Consider the following 16,219-nt stretch of genomic DNA (forward strand, 5'->3'; position numbering starts at 1 on the left):
ACTGCAGGGGGGACCCTGTGGGAGAGTAGGACACCGCCGGACACCATTCACGATGGCCACCCAGAAATGGGTGGCCATCGCTGTTTAACCCACCACCCGCACCACCAGGCCCTGCACACGCAGAAGACGTGCGTCGTGCCTCTCGGACGACTCGACGAGGAGTCGCTCCGGGCCGGCCGGAGCGATCTAGGGTGGAATGCATGACGTCAGACGACACTGTTCGATACGAGGAGAACGAGGTCCCTGTCGATGACTTCGTCGAGACGCTCGCATCGATCGAGGAGCAGCCGCTCTCCGCTCGGGCATCGTCTTACATCGCGGTGCAGGATCGGCTGCGGGCGCGACTCGAGGGCGCGGACGAACGCCGATGAGTGACCCCGTCTCGAATGCTCCTGCGCAGGACACGCGCCTCGATGCGGCACTCGCCGCGCGGGGGATCGCGCGCTCGCGCACTCACGCCGCCCGTCTCATCGCGGATGCTCTCGTCACGGTCGACGGAGCCCCTGCGCTGAAAGCGTCCCTCCGGGTGCGGCCCGATCAGGACGTCGCGGTCGCCGGACTCGATCACTACGTGAGTCGGGCGGCGCACAAGCTGCTCGGAGCGCTGGAGAGCTTCCCCACCGTCTCCGTGCAGGGTGCGAACGTCCTCGATGTCGGAGCCTCGACGGGCGGATTCACCCAGGTGCTCCTCGAGCGCGGGGCCGCCTCGGTGATCGCGCTCGACGTCGGACATGCTCAACTCGCGCCGCGCATCCGCTCGGATGACCGTGTGCACGTCGTGGAGGGCTTCAACGCCCGGGACATGACGCCGGCCTCGCTTGCGTCAGCTGCTCGAACGACGGTCGTGCCCGATCTGGTGGTCTCGGACGTCTCCTTCATCTCACTCACCATGGTGCTGCCCGCCGTCGCGGCGTCCGTCTCTCCGCTCGCCGATTTCGTCGTGCTGGTGAAGCCTCAGTTCGAGGTCGGTCGGACCGGTGTGAAGGAGGGCATCGTGCGCGATCCGGAGCTGCGCCGGGAAGCGCTGTCGGACGTGCTCTGGGCGGCCTGGGATCTCGGCCTCGGAGTGGTCGGCCTCGCGTCCTCCCCATTACCCGGAAGCGCTGGGAATCACGAGTATCTGGCTCACCTCCACCGCGACCGCGGGACGATTCCGACAGAATGGAGGGACGCGGTCACCGCGCTCACCACCGGGTGAAGCGGGCGGTCGACCGACGTCGATCTACCTGGAGGACACCCTCTCGATGCAGTCCCCTCCGCAGGAGCGCAACATCCTCGTCGTCGCCCACACCGGCCGGACGGACTCCCTCGAAGCGGCGATCCTCGTGATCCAGCGGCTGCGCGGCTCCGGAGCCCGGCCCGTTCTGTGCGGTGACGACAAGGGCGACATCGTCGCTGCATCCCCGTCCCTTTCGGACGTGGCCGTTCTCGGCATCGACGTCCTGCTCGCCGACGTGGAGCTCGTCTTCGTCCTCGGCGGCGACGGGACGATCCTCCGCGCCGCTGAGATCGCGCGCACCGGGACGGCTCCACTGCTCGGCGTCAATCTCGGCCACGTCGGCTTCCTGGCCGAGAGCGAGCGCGACGATCTCGATGACGCCGTCGCCCGAGCACTCGACGGTGATTACGGCGTCGAGGAGCGGATGACGCTTCAGGTGCGGGTGAAGATCGACGAGCAGGTCGTCTACGAGACCTGGGCGCTCAACGAGGCCACCGTCGAGAAGGGCAGCCGCGAGCGGATGCTCGAGGTGATGGTCGGTGTCGACGGCCGGCCGCTGTCGAGCTTCGGCTGCGACGGGATCGTGGTGTCGACTCCGACCGGCTCGACCGCGTACGCGTTCTCGGGAGGAGGCCCGGTCGTGTGGCCGACCCTCGAGGCGATGCTGCTCGTGCCGCTCAGCGCGCACGCCCTGTTCGCGCGTCCGCTGGTCGTCGGGCCCGGGTCGAGCCTCGCGGTCGAGGTGAAGGAGCGCACCGACGGTGTCGGCGTGCTCTGGGCCGACGGCCGGCGGACGTACGAGCTGCCCCCCGGCGCTCGCGTCGTGTTCCGGCGCTCGCCCTACCCCGTGCGACTGGCCCGCCTGCACGACGCCCCCTTCACCGACCGCCTGGTGCACAAGTTCGGCCTCCCCATCCGCGGATGGCGGGGGTCCACGGAGACGGAGTAGTCCCCCCGATGCTCGAAGAGCTGCAGATCCGCGACCTCGGCGTCATCGCCGAGGCGACCCTCCCGCTCGGCCCCGGCTTCACCGCCGTGACCGGAGAGACCGGCGCCGGCAAGACGATGGTGGTGACGGCGCTCGGGCTGGTGCTCGGTGCCCGGTCCGACGCGTCCGCCGTCCGCTCGGGCCGCCCGCAGGCGTGGGTGTCGGGCCGCTGGATCGTGCCGGAGGACGGTGCGGTGGCCGAGCGGGTCCGCGACGCCGGCGGCGACCTCGACGGCCCCGAGCTCCTGCTGGCCCGGTCGGTCTCGGCGGAGGGTCGCGGCCGCGCGGTCGTCGGGGGCAGGGGAGCGCCGGTCAGCGTGCTCTCGGAGCTCGCCGACCAGCTCGTCGTCGTTCACGGCCAGTCGGATCAGATCCGCCTGCGGTCGGCCGCAGCGCAGCGCGACGCTCTCGACCGCTTCGGCGGTGCTGAGCTCGCCGAGGCGCTGCGCGACTACGGGAGCGCGTTCGAGCGCTGGCGCGCGAACCGCGAGGAGCTCGACGAACTGACTGCGGCGCGTGAGGCGCGGGCGCGTGAGGCGGAACGACTCCGGAGCGCCCTGGCCGAGATCGAGGTGGTCGCGCCGCAGCGCGGCGAGGACGTGGAGCTCGCGGCGCAGTCGGAGCGGCTCGGCAGCATCGAACAGCTGCGGCTCGCGGCCGGCGAGGCGCGCGAGGCCATCTCGTCCGAGGAGCTCGACGGCCGGGACGCCCTCGGTCTGCTCGACCTCGCGCGTCGGGTCCTCGAGCGGGCGGCCGAGCACGACGCCGTCCTTCAGCCGACGGTCCAGACGCTGAACGAGGCCTCCGTGCTGCTCGTCGACGTCGCGGGCAGCCTCTCCTCCTACCTCGCCGAGCTCGACCTCGACGGAGCGCACGACCTCGAGCTGATCGAGAACCGGCGGGCCGAGCTGTCGTTGCTCGCGCGCACCTACGGGCCCACGCTCGACGACGTCCTCGACCTCGTCGACTCCTCGGGTCTGCGGCTGCTCGAGCTCGACGGCGACGACGAGCGGATCGCCGCGCTCGAGTCGGACACGGCCGCCGACCAGGATCTGGTCGACCGCCTCGCGACGACGCTCAGCGCTCTGCGCACGGCCGCGGCGGCCGAGCTGGGGGAGCGGGTCAGCGACGAGCTGTCCGCCCTCGCCATGGGCGACGCCCGCCTCCACGTGCGCGTGACGAGCACCGGCGACCCGACCGCGCACGGCCGGGACACGATCGAGATGCTGCTCGAGCCGCACACGGGCGCGACGCCTCGGCCGCTGGGCAAGGGCGCCTCCGGTGGTGAGCTCTCGCGGGTGATGCTCGCGATCGAGGTCGTCGTCGCGGCCAACGACCCGGTGCCGACCTTCGTCTTCGACGAGGTGGACGCCGGGGTGGGCGGAGCCGCGGCCATCGAGATCGGACGTCGGCTCGCCCGGCTCGCCGAGACCTCCCAGGTCATCGTCGTGACGCACCTCGCGCAGGTCGCCGCGTTCGCGAACAACCACCTGCGGGTCGAGAAGGGCTCGGACGGCAGCGTCACCTCCAGTGCGGTCACCCAGCTCGACGCCGACGAGCGCGTGTCCGAGATGGCGCGACTGCTCTCGGGGCTGACCGACTCGGCCAACGCGCTGGCGCACGCGCGGGAGCTCCTCGAGACGAGCCGGCGCGGCTGATCGATCCGGCCGACCTGGCCCCCCTCCCGGGAACTGCTGTTAGGGTGGAAGCCCGTGGTGGACATTTCGAACGCGGGCCCTTCAGACTCCTCTTCCGACTCCTCGACGGCCGGGCACTCCGCCCCCTCGAAGGTCACGAAGCACATCTTCGTCACGGGTGGCGTCGTCTCGTCGCTGGGCAAGGGCCTCACGGCCGCGAGCCTCGGCAACCTGCTGACCGCCCGCGGGCTGCGCGTCGTGATGCAGAAGCTCGACCCCTACCTGAACGTCGATCCGGGAACGATGAATCCGTTCCAGCACGGCGAGGTGTTCGTCACCGACGACGGCGCCGAGACCGATCTCGACATCGGGCACTACGAGCGCTTCCTCGACATCAACCTGAACCAGGCCGCGAACGTGACGACCGGGCAGATCTACTCGCGGGTCATCGCGCGCGAGCGGGCGGGGGAGTACCTCGGCGACACGGTGCAGGTCATCCCGCACATCACCGATGAGATCAAGCGCCGTATGCGGCTGCAGGCCGAGGACGACCCGCAGCCCGACGTGATCATCACCGAGATCGGCGGCACTGTCGGCGACATCGAGAGCCAGCCGTTCATCGAGTCGGCCCGTCAGGTGCGGCACGAGCTCGGGCGCCGGAACGTCTTCTTCGTGCACGTGTCCCTGGTGCCGTTCATGGGCGCCTCCGGCGAGCAGAAGACCAAGCCGACGCAGCACTCCGTCGCCGCGCTGCGCTCCATCGGCATCCAGCCCGACGCGCTCGTGCTGCGCAGCGACCGGCCGGTCTCGGAGTCGAACAAGCGCAAGATCGCGCTGATGTGCGATGTCGACGAGCAGGCTGTCGTGAACGCCAAGGACGTCGCCTCGATCTACGAGATCCCCGGCATGCTGAACGAGCAGGGGCTCGACTCCTACATCATCGACCAGCTCGGGCTCGACGCCGGAGAGGTCGTCTGGGACGGCTGGTCCAAGCTCCTCGAAGCGGTCCACGAGCCCAAGCACGAGGTCACCATCGGTCTGGTCGGGAAGTACATCGACCTGCCCGACGCGTACCTCTCGGTGACCGAGGCGCTGCGCGCCGGAGGCTTCGCCCAGCAGACCAAGGTGGCCATCCGCTGGATCGCCTCGGACGGACTCGAGGACCCGGAGGCGGCGTCGAAGGCGCTCTCGGAGCTCGACGGCATCTGCGTGCCCGGCGGGTTCGGCATCCGCGGCATCGAGGGCAAGCTCGGTGCTCTGCGCTTCGCCCGCGAGAACGGGATCCCGACTCTGGGACTCTGCCTCGGCCTGCAGTGCATGGTGATCGAGTACGCGCGGAACGAGGCGGGGCTCGAGGGGGCGTCGTCGTCGGAGTTCGACCCGGGAACCGAGTTCCCCGTCATCGCGACGATGGCGGAGCAGGTCGAGATCCTCGCGTCCGGAGACATGGGCGGCACGATGCGCCTGGGCCTCTACACCGCGGAGCTCGCCGAGGGCTCCATCGTCTCCGAGGTCTACGGAGCGCCCGAGGCGGCCGAGCGGCACCGCCACCGCTACGAGGTCAACAACGCGTACCGCGACAGGATCGCCGAGGCCGGCCTGTGGTTCTCGGGCACCTCGCCCGACGGCCGCCTCGTCGAGTACGTCGAGCTGCCGCGCGACAAGCACCCCTACTACGTCGGCACCCAGGCCCACCCCGAGCTGCGCTCGCGTCCGAACGACGCGCACCCGCTGTTCCGCGGACTGGTGACGGCGGCGCTGGAGCGCCAGGAGGCTTCGCGCCTCTTCCCGGCCTCGGAGGCCGGCGCCGATGAGTGACTCCGGCCTCTCGGACGAGCTCGTCGAGCCCGAGATCCTGACGAGCGAGAGCGTCTTCGACGGCATGGTCTGGGGCGTCCGCGCCGAGACCTTCCGCTACGGCGACGGCGAGCTGCGCCGCGAGTTCCTCGACCACACGGGCGCCGTCGCGGTGCTCGCCCTGGACGACGAGGACCGCGTCGCACTGATCAAGCAGTACCGCCACCCCGTCCGCACCCGCGAGTGGGAGATCCCCGCCGGGCTCCTGGACATCGAGGGCGAGGACGCGCTCGTCGCCGCCCAGCGCGAGCTCGCCGAGGAGACCGACCTGCAGGCCGGCCGGTGGGACCTGCTCTCGGAGTTCGCCACCTCGCCCGGGGGCAGCGACGAGGTCATCCGCATCTACCTCGCCCGCGATCTCTCGAGCACCGGCTCGGTGTTCGATCGGGAGGCGGAGGAGGCCGACATGGAGCTGCGCTGGGTCGCGCTCGACGAGCTCGTCGACGCCGTCCTCGCGCGCCGGGTGCAGAACCCGTCGCTCACGATCGCCGCGCTCGCGGCCCACGCCTTCCGCTCGCGCGGCTGGGCGGGCCTCGGCGACGCGTCGTCGCCGTGGACGCGGCACCCGAGGGTGCGGCACCCCCGGGGATGACCCCGAGGGCGAGCGTCGAGGCGTTCCTCCGGCAGGCGAGCGTCGAGCGCGGGCTGTCCGCGCACACGATCGCCGCCTACCGCCGCGACCTCGACCTGTACCTGAGCCGCCTCGACGAGCTCGGCATCGGCGACCTGGCCGAGCTGCGCCGCTCGGACGTCGGCGACTTCGCTTCGTGGCTGGCCGCGCGGCCCGGGCGTCCGCTCGCCGCGTCCTCGCGCGCGCGCATCCTGTCGAGCGTGCGCGGTCTGCACCGCTTCGCTCTGGAGGAGGGGCTCGTCGTCGACGACGTGGCGCACGACGTCGTGCCGCCGAAGCTCCCGACGACCCTGCCGAAGGCGATCACGGTGGAGCAGATGAGCGCGCTCCTCGAGGCGTCCCGCGGGGAGGAGCTCGCGCAGATGCGCGACCGGGCGCTGGTGGAGCTGCTCTACGCGACCGGCGCGCGGATCTCGGAGGCGGTCGATCTCACCGTCGACGACGTTCTCGACGCGGACGTGGTGCGCTTGACCGGCAAAGGCTCCAAGCAGCGGATGGTGCCGCTCGGGCGCTACGCGCGGGAGGCGGTCGACGACTACCTCGTGCGGGCGCGGCCGGAGCTGTCGCGGCGCGGACGCGCGACTCCGGCGCTCTTCCTCGGCGTGCGCGGCGGACGGCTGTCGCGGCAGAGCGCCTGGCTCGTGATCCGCGCGGTCGCCGAGAAGGCGGGCCTGGACCGCGAGATCTCCCCCCACACCTTCCGGCACTCGTTCGCGACGCACCTGCTCGCGGGAGGAGCGGACGTCCGCGTGGTGCAGGAACTGCTCGGGCACGCCTCCGTCGCGACGACGCAGATCTACACGCGGGTGACGGCGGACACGCTGCGGGACGTGTACACGACGGCGCATCCGCGGGCGCGGCGCTGAGAGGGGCGGGGCGGCGGAGGGGCGCACGCGGCGGGGCGCGGCTCCGGGGGCGGAGGGGGTCGGTAGACTCGACGGCAGGCCGCGCGGGAGCGCACGCCCCGGGAAGCGAGGACGACGCAGGTGACAGGCAAGACGGACGACACGACGGAGCTCACCGGCCTCGAGGCTCCGACGCTCGGCCCGACCGGCCGCCCCCTGCGCGAGTTCCCCCTCCCGGTCGAGCTGACGGGCCACGGACCGGCGCGCATCATCTCGCTCTGCAACCAGAAGGGCGGCGTCGGCAAGACGACGACCACCATCAACCTGGGCGCCACCCTCGCCGAGTACGGCCGCCGCGTGCTGGCCATCGACTTCGACCCGCAGGGCGCGCTGTCCGCGGGCCTCGGTGTCGCCACCTACGACGCGATCACCATCTACGACCTCCTGCTCGGCACGGTCAAAGACCCCTCCGAGGCGATCCGCTCGACCAGGGTCCCCGGACTCGACGTCATCCCGGCGAATATCGACCTGTCGGCCGCCGAGGTCCACCTCGTCAACGAGGTCGCCCGCGAGCAGATCCTGGCGCGCGTGCTCCGCAAGGTGAGCGCCGACTACGACGTGATCCTGATCGACTGCCAGCCCTCGCTCGGGCTGCTGACCGTGAACGCGCTGACCGCGAGCCACGGCGTGCTCATCCCGCTCGAGTGCGAGTTCTTCGCCCTGCGCGGTGTGGCGCTGCTGATCGAGACGATCGACAAGGTGCGCGACCGCCTGAACCCGGCGATCGAGCTCGACGGGATCCTGCCGACGATGTACGACTCGCGCACCCTGCACTCCCGCGAGGTGCTCGACCGCGTCGTGGACGCGTTCGGGGACAGCGTCCTCGAGACGGTGATCGGCCGCACGGTGAAGTTCCCCGACGCCAGCGTGTCGGGTGTGCCCATCACGCAGTTCGCGCCGGAGCACAAGGCCGCGGCGGCGTACCGCCAGCTCGCCAGGGAGCTGATCTCGCGTGGCGCGGTCGCCTGAGTCGGTCCTCGTCCAGGAGCCGGTGGCCGAGGCCGCCGGCGGCTTCCGTGTCGCACTGGCGAACTTCGAAGGACCCTTCGATCTGCTGCTGAGCCTCATCGCCAAGCAGCAGGTCGACATCACCGAGATCGCGCTGAGCGCGGTGACGGACGAGTTCCTGTCGTACCTGCACGGCATCGACACGCTCGAGGGGCTCGACCGCGCGTCGGAGTTCCTGGTCGTCGCCGCGACGCTCCTGGACCTCAAGATCGCCGGGCTGCTGCCGCAGGGCGAGCTCGTCGACGCCGAGGACGCCGCGCTGCTGGAGGCCCGCGACCTGCTGTTCGCGCGACTCCTGCAGTACCGCGCGTTCAAGCAGGTGTCGAGCTGGTTCGCCGAGCGGATCGAGATCGAGACGGCGCGCCACGTGCGCGACGTCCCGCTCGAGGAGGAGTACCGGGCGCGGAAGCCCGAGCTCGTCTGGACGCTGTCGGCGGAGGACTTCGGCGCGCTGGCCGCCTTCGCCCTCGCTCCCCGGGAGATCCCGACGGTCGGCCTCGATCACCTGCACGCGCCGCTGATCAGCATCCGGGAGCAGGCCGCCTACGTCGTCGCGGTGCTGAGGGAGCGGTCGACCGCCACCTTCCGCGAGCTGATCGCGACCGCCGAGGAGAAGGGCGTGATCGTCGCCCGCTTCATCGCCGTCCTCGAGCTCTACCGGCACGCCGCAGTCGCCTTCGAGCAGCCGGAGCCGCTCGGCGAGCTCACCCTGCAGTGGGTCGCTCCGTCGTGGTCCGATGCGAACCTGGCGCACCTGGGAGCCGACTATGACGGCTGAGACCCAGGAGGCTGCGCTCGGCACCGTGGCGTTCGAGATCGACCGGGCTATCGAGGCGATCCTGATGGTCGCCGACGAGCCGCAGTCGCTCGTCGCCCTCGCAACGGCGCTGTCCCGACCGATCGCGGTCGTGCGGCAGTCGATCGAGCGTCTCGTCGCCGACTTCGACGGCGTCACCGGCGGCGTCCGGCGCGGCTTCGAGCTGCGCGAGGTCGGCTCGGGCTGGCGGATCTACGTCCGCCGCGAGTACGACCCCGTGGTGTCGGACTTCGTGCTGACCCAGAACCCGACGAAGCTCTCGCAGGCGGCGCTGGAGACCCTCGCCGTCATCGCCTACAAGCAGCCGATCTCGCGCGGACAGGTCGCGCAGATCCGCGCCGTCAACGTCGACTCGGTCGCCCGCACACTGCTGGGTCGCGGTCTGATCGCGGAGGTCGGCAACGACCCCGAGACCGGCGCGATCCTCTACGGCACGACGGAGCAGCTGCTCGTGCATCTCGGCCTCGCCTCGCTCGACGAGCTGCCGAAGATCTCCCCACTTCTGAGCGACGGACGGGACGGATTCGATGAGCACGCCTGACAGCGGGCCCGAGGGCGAACGACTGCAGAAGGTCCTCGCCGCGGCGGGGGTCGCCTCCCGCCGGGTCGTCGAGGAGATGATCGTCGCGAGGCGGATCCGGGTGAACGGCGAGGTGGCCGCGGAGCTCGGGCGCCGCATCGATCCGGCGACCGACTCGATCGAGGTCGACGGAGTGGCGGTGCAGCTGGACACCACGCGCCGCTACGTGATGCTGAACAAGCCGGTGGGAGTCGTGAGCTCGCTCGCCGACGAGAACGGCCGCGCCGATCTCAGCACCTACACCCAGAACTTCGAGGAGCGGCTCTTCAACGTCGGCCGGCTCGATGCCGAGACGTCGGGGCTGCTCGTGCTGACCAACGACGGGGAGCTGGCCCACGTGCTCGCGCATCCGTCGTTCGGAGTGACCAAGACGTACATCGCCAAGGTGCAGGGGCAGGTTCTACCGCAGACCATCGCGGCGCTGACCGCCGGCGTGGAGCTCGACGACGGCCCCGTCGCGGCCGACAAGGCGCGGCTGCTGGGCCGTCCGGAGGGGAAGTCGAACGCCTCCCTGGTCGAGCTCACCCTGCACTCGGGGCGGAACCGCGTGGTGCGGCGCATGATGGCGGCCGTCGGGCACCCGGTGCTCGAACTCGTCCGGCGCCAGTTCGGACCGCTGCACCTGGGCACGCTGCGTTCCGGGGATCTGCGGGATCTGACCCGCGAGGAGCTGGGCGCCCTGCTGACGATCTCGCGCCAGGGCGGCGAGAAGGTGGCCGAGAAGCCCGAGCCGACGCGGAAGGCGAGCGCGGGAGCGCGGCGGCCCCGACCGGAGGAGCGCCGGGAGGACCGGCGTCCCGCCGAAGGCCGCGAGGACCGGCGGCCCGCCGAGCGCCGGGAGGACCGGCGGCCGACCGGCGAGCGGCGCGACAGCGGGGACCGGCGGCCCTCCGACGACCGACGCTCCTCCCCGAGCGCGGATCGACGTCCCGCGGCCGGTCGGCGCTCCGGCCCGGACAAGCAGCGACGACCGGATCGGTAGGCTGTCGGGGTGAACGAGCTCCTGCACCCCGCCCCGCCCGCGATGCGGACGACGGGGACGGTGCGGGTGGTCGGCTCCGGACTGCTCGGTGCGAGCATCGGCCTCGGCCTCGCCTCGCGCGGGGTCGACGTCGTGCTCGACGACGCGTCGCCGGCCAGCCTCTCGCTCGCCATCGACTACGGAGCGGGTCGTGCCGCCTCCGCCGAGGACCGCCCCGCACTGGTCGTGGTCTGCGTGCCTCCGGACGTGGTGGCGGGGGTCGTCGAGCGGGAGCTCGCCGCGCACCCCGACGCCGTCGTGACGGACGTCGCGAGCGTCAAGACCGAGCCGTTGCGAGACCTCCGCGCGCGAGGCATCGACCTCACGCGCTACATCGGCTCGCACCCGATGGCCGGCCGCGAGCGCGGTGGCCCCGTCGCCGCGCGCGGCGACCTCTTCGTCGGACGCCCGTGGGTGATCTGCCGCGACGGTGAGACGACCGCGGAGGCCCTGGCCCGCGTCGAGGCCCTCGCGCTCGATCTCGGTGCCGCGATCGTCGAGATGGGTCCGGAGGAGCACGACCTGTCGGTCGGCCTCGTCTCGCACGTGCCTCAGGTCGTCTCCTCGCTCCTCGGTGCGCGGCTGCTCGACGCGCCGAACGCGTCGCTCCGCCTCGCCGGGCAGGGGGTGCGGGATGTCACCAGGCTCGCGTCGTCGGCTCCGGAGCTCTGGGTGCAGATCCTGGCGGCCAACCGCGGGAACGTGGTCGAGGTGCTCGACGCCTTCCGGGACGACGTCGCCGCGTTCGCCGACGCCCTGCGCGACCTGGACGCTCCCGGAGCGCGACGCCTGCTGGCCGAGCACTTCGCCGCCGGTAACGCGGGGGTCGCCCGCCTGCCCGGCAAGCACGGCCAGGACCAGCGCTTCGCGACCCTCATCGTCCTGATCGACGACGTGCCCGGAACTCTGGGCCGTCTCCTCGTCGAGATCGGCGAGGCCGGCGTCAACATGGAGGACGTGCGCCTCGAGCACGCGGAGGGGCGCCGGGTGGGCCTCGCCGAGATCTCGGTGGTGCCCGAGGCGGTCGGGCCGCTGACCGAGGAACTGACCGCACGCGGCTGGAGGATCGCCGGATGAGCACGGAGCAGAACAGGCAGGAGGGCGGCCTGAACAGGATGACGCCCGCCCGCAGAGCCCAGCAGAGCATGCCGGAGGAGGGCGGAGCCGCTCCGTCGTCGACCCGCGGTGCGCGCGCCGACGAGTCCGCCGACTTCGGCGACGCGGTCGTGGTCGCCGTCGACGGCCCCGCCGGGAGCGGCAAGTCGAGCGTCTCGCGCGAGGCGGCCCGCCGCCTCGACTTCGAGTTCCTCGACACGGGCGCCGCCTACCGGGCCCTCGCCTGGCACGCGCTCGAGGTCGGGCTCGATTTCGACGACGAGGACGCGATCGTCGACGCCCTCGACGGCTTCGACTACTCCATCGGCACCGACCCCGAGTCCTACTCCGTCTGGGTCGGCCGGACCGAAGTGACCGCGGCGATCCGGGAGCCCCGCGTCACGGGCCGGGTGTCGGCCGTGGCGAAGGTGCCGGAGGTGCGCCGACGGGTCACTCTGCTCTTCCGGCGGATCATCGGCGAGACCCGCAAGGCGGGCATCATCGTCGAGGGACGGGACATCACCACCGTGGTCGCACCGACGGCGGCGGTCCGGATCCTGCTCACCGCGAGCGAAGAGGCTAGAATGGCGAGGCGTTCGCGCGAAGTCACCACGGAATCCGCGGAAGCGACGGGTCAGGCACTGCGGTCGAGGGACCGCGCCGACTCCCAGGTGGTCGATTTCCTCAACGCCGCAGAAGGAGTCACTCTTCTCGACTCCACTCATCTCGACTTCGAGCAGACCGTCGACGCGGTCATCGCCGAGGTCAATACCTCGAGAGCAAGGGCCGATCATGGCACAGGACACGCGCGTCGGTGACGACGAGCTGAACTTCGGAGACGACGACCTCGTCGAGCGCCTCGGCGACCTCGACGAGCAGCTCGTCTCCTCGCGCGCGAACGCGCTCCGGAGCGGGCTCGAGGACTACGACCTCGACGACGAGGACCTCACCCTCCTCGAGTACTCGGGCGAGGACTCGGACGAGGTCCGCTACCTGCCGGCTCTGCCGGTGGTCGCGATCGTCGGCCGGCCGAACGTCGGCAAGTCGGCGCTCGTCAACCGGATCCTGGGGCGCCGCGAGGCCGTCGTGGAGGACACCCCCGGAGTGACCCGCGACCGCGTCTCCTACCGCGCCGAGTGGATCGATCGCGCCTTCACGATCGTCGACACCGGCGGCTGGGAGCCCGACGCCCGCGGCATCGACGCCTCCGTCGCCGCGCAGGCCGAGATCGCGATCGACCTCGCCGACGCCGTGATCTTCGTGGTCGACGCGAACGTGGGAGCGACCGCGACCGACGAGCACGTCGTGAAGCTGCTCCGCAAGACGAAGAAGCCGGTGTTCCTCACGGCCAACAAGGTCGACGACGCGCGCCAGGAGCCCAACGCCGCCACGCTGTGGTCGCTCGGCCTCGGCGAGCCCTACCCCGTCTCGGCCGTCCACGGCCGCGGCGTCGCGGATCTGCTCGACACGGTCCTGAAGACCCTGCCGCTCGAGTCCGCCGTCGCCAAGCGCGAGGTCGGCGGACCGCGCCGCGTCGCGATCCTCGGCCGGCCCAACGTCGGCAAGTCGAGCCTCCTGAACAAGGCCGCGGGGGAGGAGCGGGTCGTCGTCAACGAGCTCGCCGGCACCACCCGCGACCCGGTCGACGAGCAGGTCGAGATCGCCGGCAAGGTGTGGCGCTTCGTCGACACCGCCGGCATCCGCCGTCGCGTGCACCTGCAGCAGGGCGCCGACTTCTACGCGTCGCTGCGCACCTCGACCGCGCTCGAGAAGGCGGAGGTCGCGGTCGTCGTGATCGACGTCTCCGAGCCGATCTCGGAGCAGGACGTCCGCATCATCGACCTCGTGCTCGAATCCGGTCGCGCTCTGGTCCTCGCCTTCAACAAGTGGGACCTGCTCGACGACGAGCGCCGCCGCTACCTCGAGCGCGAGATCGAGAAGGACCTGGCGCACGTCGCCTGGGCTCCCCGCGTCAACATCTCGGCCCGCACCGGCCGCCACCTCGAGAAGCTGGTCCCCGCGCTGGAGCTGGCGCTCGAGTCGTGGGACACGCGCATCCCGACCGGCAAGTTCAACGCGTTCCTCGCCGAGCTCACCGCGGCGCATCCGCACCCCCTGCGCGGAGGCAAGCAGCCCCGCGTGCTGTTCGGCACGCAGGCGTCCTCGCGGCCGCCGACATTCGTGCTGTTCACGACCGGGTTCCTCGACCCCGGCTACCGCCGCTACATCCAGCGCCGACTGCGCGAGATCTACGGCTTCCAGGGGTCGCCGGTGAACGTCAACATGCGCGTGCGCGAGAAGCGGGCGCGCTGACCCTCGTTCCTCATGTCTCCGGCCCGCCGGGATCCTCGGATCCGGCGGGCCGGAGGCGGTTCAGGCGTCGGGGTGATTCAGACGTTCGTGCGGCTCAGGCGTTCGCGGTCTCGGGCGCGTCCGCCGTGAGCGGCCACCACGCCGGCAGGACCTGGGCGAAGGCGTCGAGGTAGAGATCGGGGTCGCGAGGAGCGGGCAGTCGCAGCCACTCCTCCATCAGCGCGGCCGAGCCGGCCGAGATGTAGGACGCCGCGCCGCCGGGGAGGCGGCTCTCGTGCGGAACCGTCACTGCACCGCTCTCGACGGCCTCGCTGACGGATCGGCGGAATTGAGCGGCCAGCATGACGCGGATACCCGAGTCCCCTCCGACGTCGTCGAAGGCGCCGAGGTAGAGGTCGCGGTGACGCTCGAGGTGGTCGAGGATGCGGAGCGTCGCCTCGCGGTTGGACGCGCCCGCCGGATCGCCGTCGCCGAGCCTCGTCACGTATGCGACGCGGATGCGCTCGAGATCGGTCAGGAGCGCCGCCGTCAGCAGTTCGGCGGCGGACGCCGCGTGCGCGTAGAAGGTCGACCGGTTCACTCCGGCGCGGTCGGTGATGTCCGAGACGGTCAGGCCCGACACGGCGCGCTCGGTGGCGAGCTCGATGATCGCCCTGTGCAGCGACTCCTGCGATCGCCTCTGCCGCGCGTCCATGCCGCCTCCCGTGCCGCCCGTCCGGCACCCGGTGATTCCGGGACGCAGGCGCTCAGCGATTCTACGCAGGCGCGGGCCCGGCTCGTTTTCACTTCCGGCGTCGCGACCCGCTAAGATAGTCGAGTTGCCCGGGCCACGTGCCCGGTCTGCCACGGGCTGTGGCGCAGCTTGGTAGCGCACTTGACTGGGGGTCAAGGGGTCGCAGGTTCAAATCCTGTCAGCCCGACAGCAAGCCCTGGTGAGAAGCCTCTTCCACCAGGGCTTCGTTGTGTCCGGGGGCGTTCCGCGTGCCGCCTCGGGCGGTGATCTGCCCGCGGGGCCGGCGGTACGCGCTCAGCGGCCATCCGCCGCATGAGCGGTGTCGGCCGGGAGCGGTGGCCGCCCGAGCGGGGCGGTCCGCGGCCGCTCCCGGCCGACGTGCTGCTCGCCGTCTATTCGGCGGAGACGCGGATCAGGATCTTGCCGGTGGTGCCGGCCTCGACGGCGTCGTGCGCGGCGGCGGTCTCCTCGAGGGGGAACCAGGTGAGGGGGAGGCCTGCGTCCTCGCCGACGGGGAGTGCTCCGTCGACGAGCGCCGCGGTGATGTCCTCGGCGGCGGCTCGGAGGGGCTCCGCGCCGACGGTGTAGAGGAGCAGGCCCTGCCAGCGGGCGTTCTTGGCGAAGCTCCGGACGATCGGGATCGTGAACTCGTCGCCGTTGTTGTTCGCGTAGTAGCCGATGCTGCCGTGGTTGGCGAGCACGTCGACGTCGAGGGCGGCGTTCTGCGCCGGAGCCACCTCGACGATCTGCTGGACGCCGTCGGGAGCGATCTCGCGGATGCGGTCGGCGAGGGCGTCGTCCGGGTACTGCAGGACGTGGTGAGCGCCGGCCGCGGTCGCGAGAGCGGCCTTGGCGTCGCTGCTCACGGTGGCGATGACGGTCGCTCCGGCCCACGCGGCGAGCTGGATCGCGGCGTGGCCGACGGCACCGGCTCCGCCCTGAACGAGGACGGTGCGGCCGGAGAGGGCGCCGGGGGAGAGCCGCGCCGGACCCTCCTCGTGCACCGTCAGGGCGCGGTGCGCGGTCATCGCCGGGACTCCGAGGCTCGCGGCGACGTCGAAGCCGATGCCCGCGGGGAGGCGGACGACGCGGTCGGCGGGAAGCACCGTGTACTCCTGCGCGCTGCCCGTGGGGCGCTGGTGCGCGGCGAGGAAGAACCAGACGCGGTCGCCCTCGGCGAGGTCGGCGACACCGGCACCGACGGCGTCCACCACTCCGGCGCCGTCCTGGTTCGGGACCACCTCGTCGAACGCGAGGTCGCCGTCGGCCCGCGCCTTCCAGTCGGTCGGGTTGACTCCCGAGGCGACGACGCGGACGCGCACCTGGCCGTCGCCGGGAGCGGCGGGCTCGCGGTCGACGAGGGACAGGACGGACGAGGGGCCGGTGGAGGTGTAGACGATCGCTCTCATACGGGG

15 protein-coding genes, 1 tRNA gene and 1 pseudogene are annotated in these 16,219 nt (G+C 71.7%); 15 read left to right on the plus strand and 2 right to left on the minus strand.

Translation table 11 applies throughout. From position 1 onward, the window contains the following. The first annotated feature begins 200 nt into the window (after window positions 1-200). From LRG51_RS00005 to der, 14 genes and pseudogenes are all read left to right on the plus strand, one after another. On the plus strand, window positions 201-371 hold the full coding sequence (locus tag LRG51_RS00005; protein WP_230670278.1) for a hypothetical protein: 171 nt from the start codon (window positions 201-203) through the stop codon (window positions 369-371). Beyond that, window positions 368-1,198: a TlyA family RNA methyltransferase gene (locus LRG51_RS00010; RefSeq protein ID WP_230670280.1), complete on the plus strand. Its 831-nt coding sequence runs from the start codon at window positions 368-370 to the stop codon at window positions 1,196-1,198. Before LRG51_RS00005 ends, LRG51_RS00010 begins: the two co-directional genes overlap by 4 nt. 46 nt (window positions 1,199-1,244) lie before the next feature. Then, window positions 1,245-2,168: an NAD kinase gene (locus LRG51_RS00015; protein ID WP_230670282.1), complete on the plus strand. Its 924-nt coding sequence runs from the start codon at window positions 1,245-1,247 to the stop codon at window positions 2,166-2,168. An 8-nt stretch (window positions 2,169-2,176) separates the two neighbouring features. Next, a complete protein-coding gene (gene recN, locus LRG51_RS00020; protein WP_230670284.1) occupies window positions 2,177-3,865 on the plus strand; it encodes a DNA repair protein RecN in 1,689 nt (562 codons plus the stop codon). Window positions 3,866-3,919: 54 nt separating this feature from the next. Further along, window positions 3,920-5,662 carry a CTP synthase gene (locus tag LRG51_RS00025; protein ID WP_442966627.1) on the plus strand — a complete coding sequence of 581 codons (1,743 nt, stop codon included), beginning with the start codon at window positions 3,920-3,922 and terminating at the stop codon, window positions 5,660-5,662. Continuing rightward, window positions 5,655-6,293 carry an NUDIX domain-containing protein gene (locus LRG51_RS00030; RefSeq protein WP_056867360.1) on the plus strand — a complete coding sequence of 213 codons (639 nt, stop codon included), beginning with the start codon at window positions 5,655-5,657 and terminating at the stop codon, window positions 6,291-6,293. Before LRG51_RS00025 ends, LRG51_RS00030 begins: the two co-directional genes overlap by 8 nt. Then, on the plus strand, window positions 6,290-7,198 hold the full coding sequence (gene xerD / locus LRG51_RS00035; protein WP_230673058.1) for a site-specific tyrosine recombinase XerD: 909 nt from the start codon (window positions 6,290-6,292) through the stop codon (window positions 7,196-7,198). The genes LRG51_RS00030 and xerD overlap by 4 nt, the downstream gene beginning before the upstream one ends. Window positions 7,199-7,318: 120 nt before the next feature. Beyond that, window positions 7,319-8,206 carry a ParA family protein gene (locus tag LRG51_RS00040; RefSeq protein ID WP_056867358.1) on the plus strand — a complete coding sequence of 296 codons (888 nt, stop codon included), beginning with the start codon at window positions 7,319-7,321 and terminating at the stop codon, window positions 8,204-8,206. Then, on the plus strand, window positions 8,190-9,023 hold the full coding sequence (locus LRG51_RS00045; protein ID WP_230670286.1) for a segregation and condensation protein A: 834 nt from the start codon (window positions 8,190-8,192) through the stop codon (window positions 9,021-9,023). The genes LRG51_RS00040 and LRG51_RS00045 overlap by 17 nt, the downstream gene beginning before the upstream one ends. Further along, a complete protein-coding gene (gene scpB, locus LRG51_RS00050; protein WP_230670288.1) occupies window positions 9,013-9,603 on the plus strand; it encodes an SMC-Scp complex subunit ScpB in 591 nt (196 codons plus the stop codon). The genes LRG51_RS00045 and scpB overlap by 11 nt, the downstream gene beginning before the upstream one ends. After that, window positions 9,590-10,369, plus strand: a pseudogene (locus LRG51_RS00055) (pseudouridine synthase); the annotation flags it as partial. The gene scpB and the pseudogene LRG51_RS00055, both read left to right, overlap by 14 nt. A gap of 297 nt (window positions 10,370-10,666) precedes the next feature. After that, the gene (locus LRG51_RS00060) at window positions 10,667-11,740 is read left to right on the plus strand and encodes a prephenate dehydrogenase (protein WP_055794995.1); all 1,074 of its coding nucleotides are present in this window, start codon (window positions 10,667-10,669) and stop codon (window positions 11,738-11,740) included. Then, the gene (gene cmk / locus LRG51_RS00065; protein WP_230670290.1) at window positions 11,737-12,576 is read left to right on the plus strand and encodes a (d)CMP kinase; all 840 of its coding nucleotides are present in this window, start codon (window positions 11,737-11,739) and stop codon (window positions 12,574-12,576) included. Before LRG51_RS00060 ends, cmk begins: the two co-directional genes overlap by 4 nt. Beyond that, entirely contained in the window at window positions 12,551-14,071 is a 1,521-nt protein-coding gene (gene der, locus LRG51_RS00070; protein ID WP_230670292.1) for a ribosome biogenesis GTPase Der, read from the plus strand. The genes cmk and der overlap by 26 nt, the downstream gene beginning before the upstream one ends. Before the next feature lie 94 nt (window positions 14,072-14,165). On the opposite strand, the gene LRG51_RS00075 is transcribed toward der, so the two are convergent. Continuing rightward, window positions 14,166-14,765 (minus strand): TetR/AcrR family transcriptional regulator, encoded by a 600-nt coding sequence (locus LRG51_RS00075; RefSeq protein WP_055794761.1) that lies wholly within the window; start codon window positions 14,763-14,765, stop codon window positions 14,166-14,168. A 152-nt stretch (window positions 14,766-14,917) separates the two neighbouring features. Here LRG51_RS00075 and LRG51_RS00080 point away from each other — a divergent pair. After that, a tRNA-Pro gene (locus tag LRG51_RS00080) sits at window positions 14,918-14,991 on the plus strand. 205 nt (window positions 14,992-15,196) lie between these two features. Here LRG51_RS00080 and LRG51_RS00085 read toward each other — a convergent pair. After that, window positions 15,197-16,213 carry an NADPH:quinone reductase gene (locus LRG51_RS00085; RefSeq protein WP_230670294.1) on the minus strand — a complete coding sequence of 339 codons (1,017 nt, stop codon included), beginning with the start codon at window positions 16,211-16,213 and terminating at the stop codon, window positions 15,197-15,199. Window positions 16,214-16,219 lie beyond the last annotated feature (6 nt).

The sequence above is a fragment of the Rathayibacter sp. Leaf248 genome, from assembly GCF_920939495.1.
Taxonomy (GTDB): Bacteria; Actinomycetota; Actinomycetes; order Actinomycetales; family Microbacteriaceae; genus Rathayibacter; species Rathayibacter caricis.

Coding starts and splice junctions, on each gene's coding strand:
- der (WP_230670292.1), top strand. CDS start 12,551: ATGGCACAGGACACGCGCGTCGGTGACGACGAGCTGAACTTCGGAGAC.
- LRG51_RS00030 (WP_056867360.1), top strand. CDS start 5,655: ATGAGTGACTCCGGCCTCTCGGACGAGCTCGTCGAGCCCGAGATCCTG.
- LRG51_RS00060 (WP_055794995.1), top strand. CDS start 10,667: ATGCGGACGACGGGGACGGTGCGGGTGGTCGGCTCCGGACTGCTCGGT.
- LRG51_RS00005 (WP_230670278.1), top strand. CDS start 201: ATGACGTCAGACGACACTGTTCGATACGAGGAGAACGAGGTCCCTGTC.
- LRG51_RS00075 (WP_055794761.1), bottom strand. CDS start 14,765: ATGGACGCGCGGCAGAGGCGATCGCAGGAGTCGCTGCACAGGGCGATC.
- xerD (WP_230673058.1), top strand. CDS start 6,290: ATGACCCCGAGGGCGAGCGTCGAGGCGTTCCTCCGGCAGGCGAGCGTC.
- cmk (WP_230670290.1), top strand. CDS start 11,737: ATGAGCACGGAGCAGAACAGGCAGGAGGGCGGCCTGAACAGGATGACG.
- scpB (WP_230670288.1), top strand. CDS start 9,013: ATGACGGCTGAGACCCAGGAGGCTGCGCTCGGCACCGTGGCGTTCGAG.
- LRG51_RS00010 (WP_230670280.1), top strand. CDS start 368: ATGAGTGACCCCGTCTCGAATGCTCCTGCGCAGGACACGCGCCTCGAT.
- LRG51_RS00085 (WP_230670294.1), bottom strand. CDS start 16,213: ATGAGAGCGATCGTCTACACCTCCACCGGCCCCTCGTCCGTCCTGTCC.
- LRG51_RS00015 (WP_230670282.1), top strand. CDS start 1,245: ATGCAGTCCCCTCCGCAGGAGCGCAACATCCTCGTCGTCGCCCACACC.
- recN (WP_230670284.1), top strand. CDS start 2,177: ATGCTCGAAGAGCTGCAGATCCGCGACCTCGGCGTCATCGCCGAGGCG.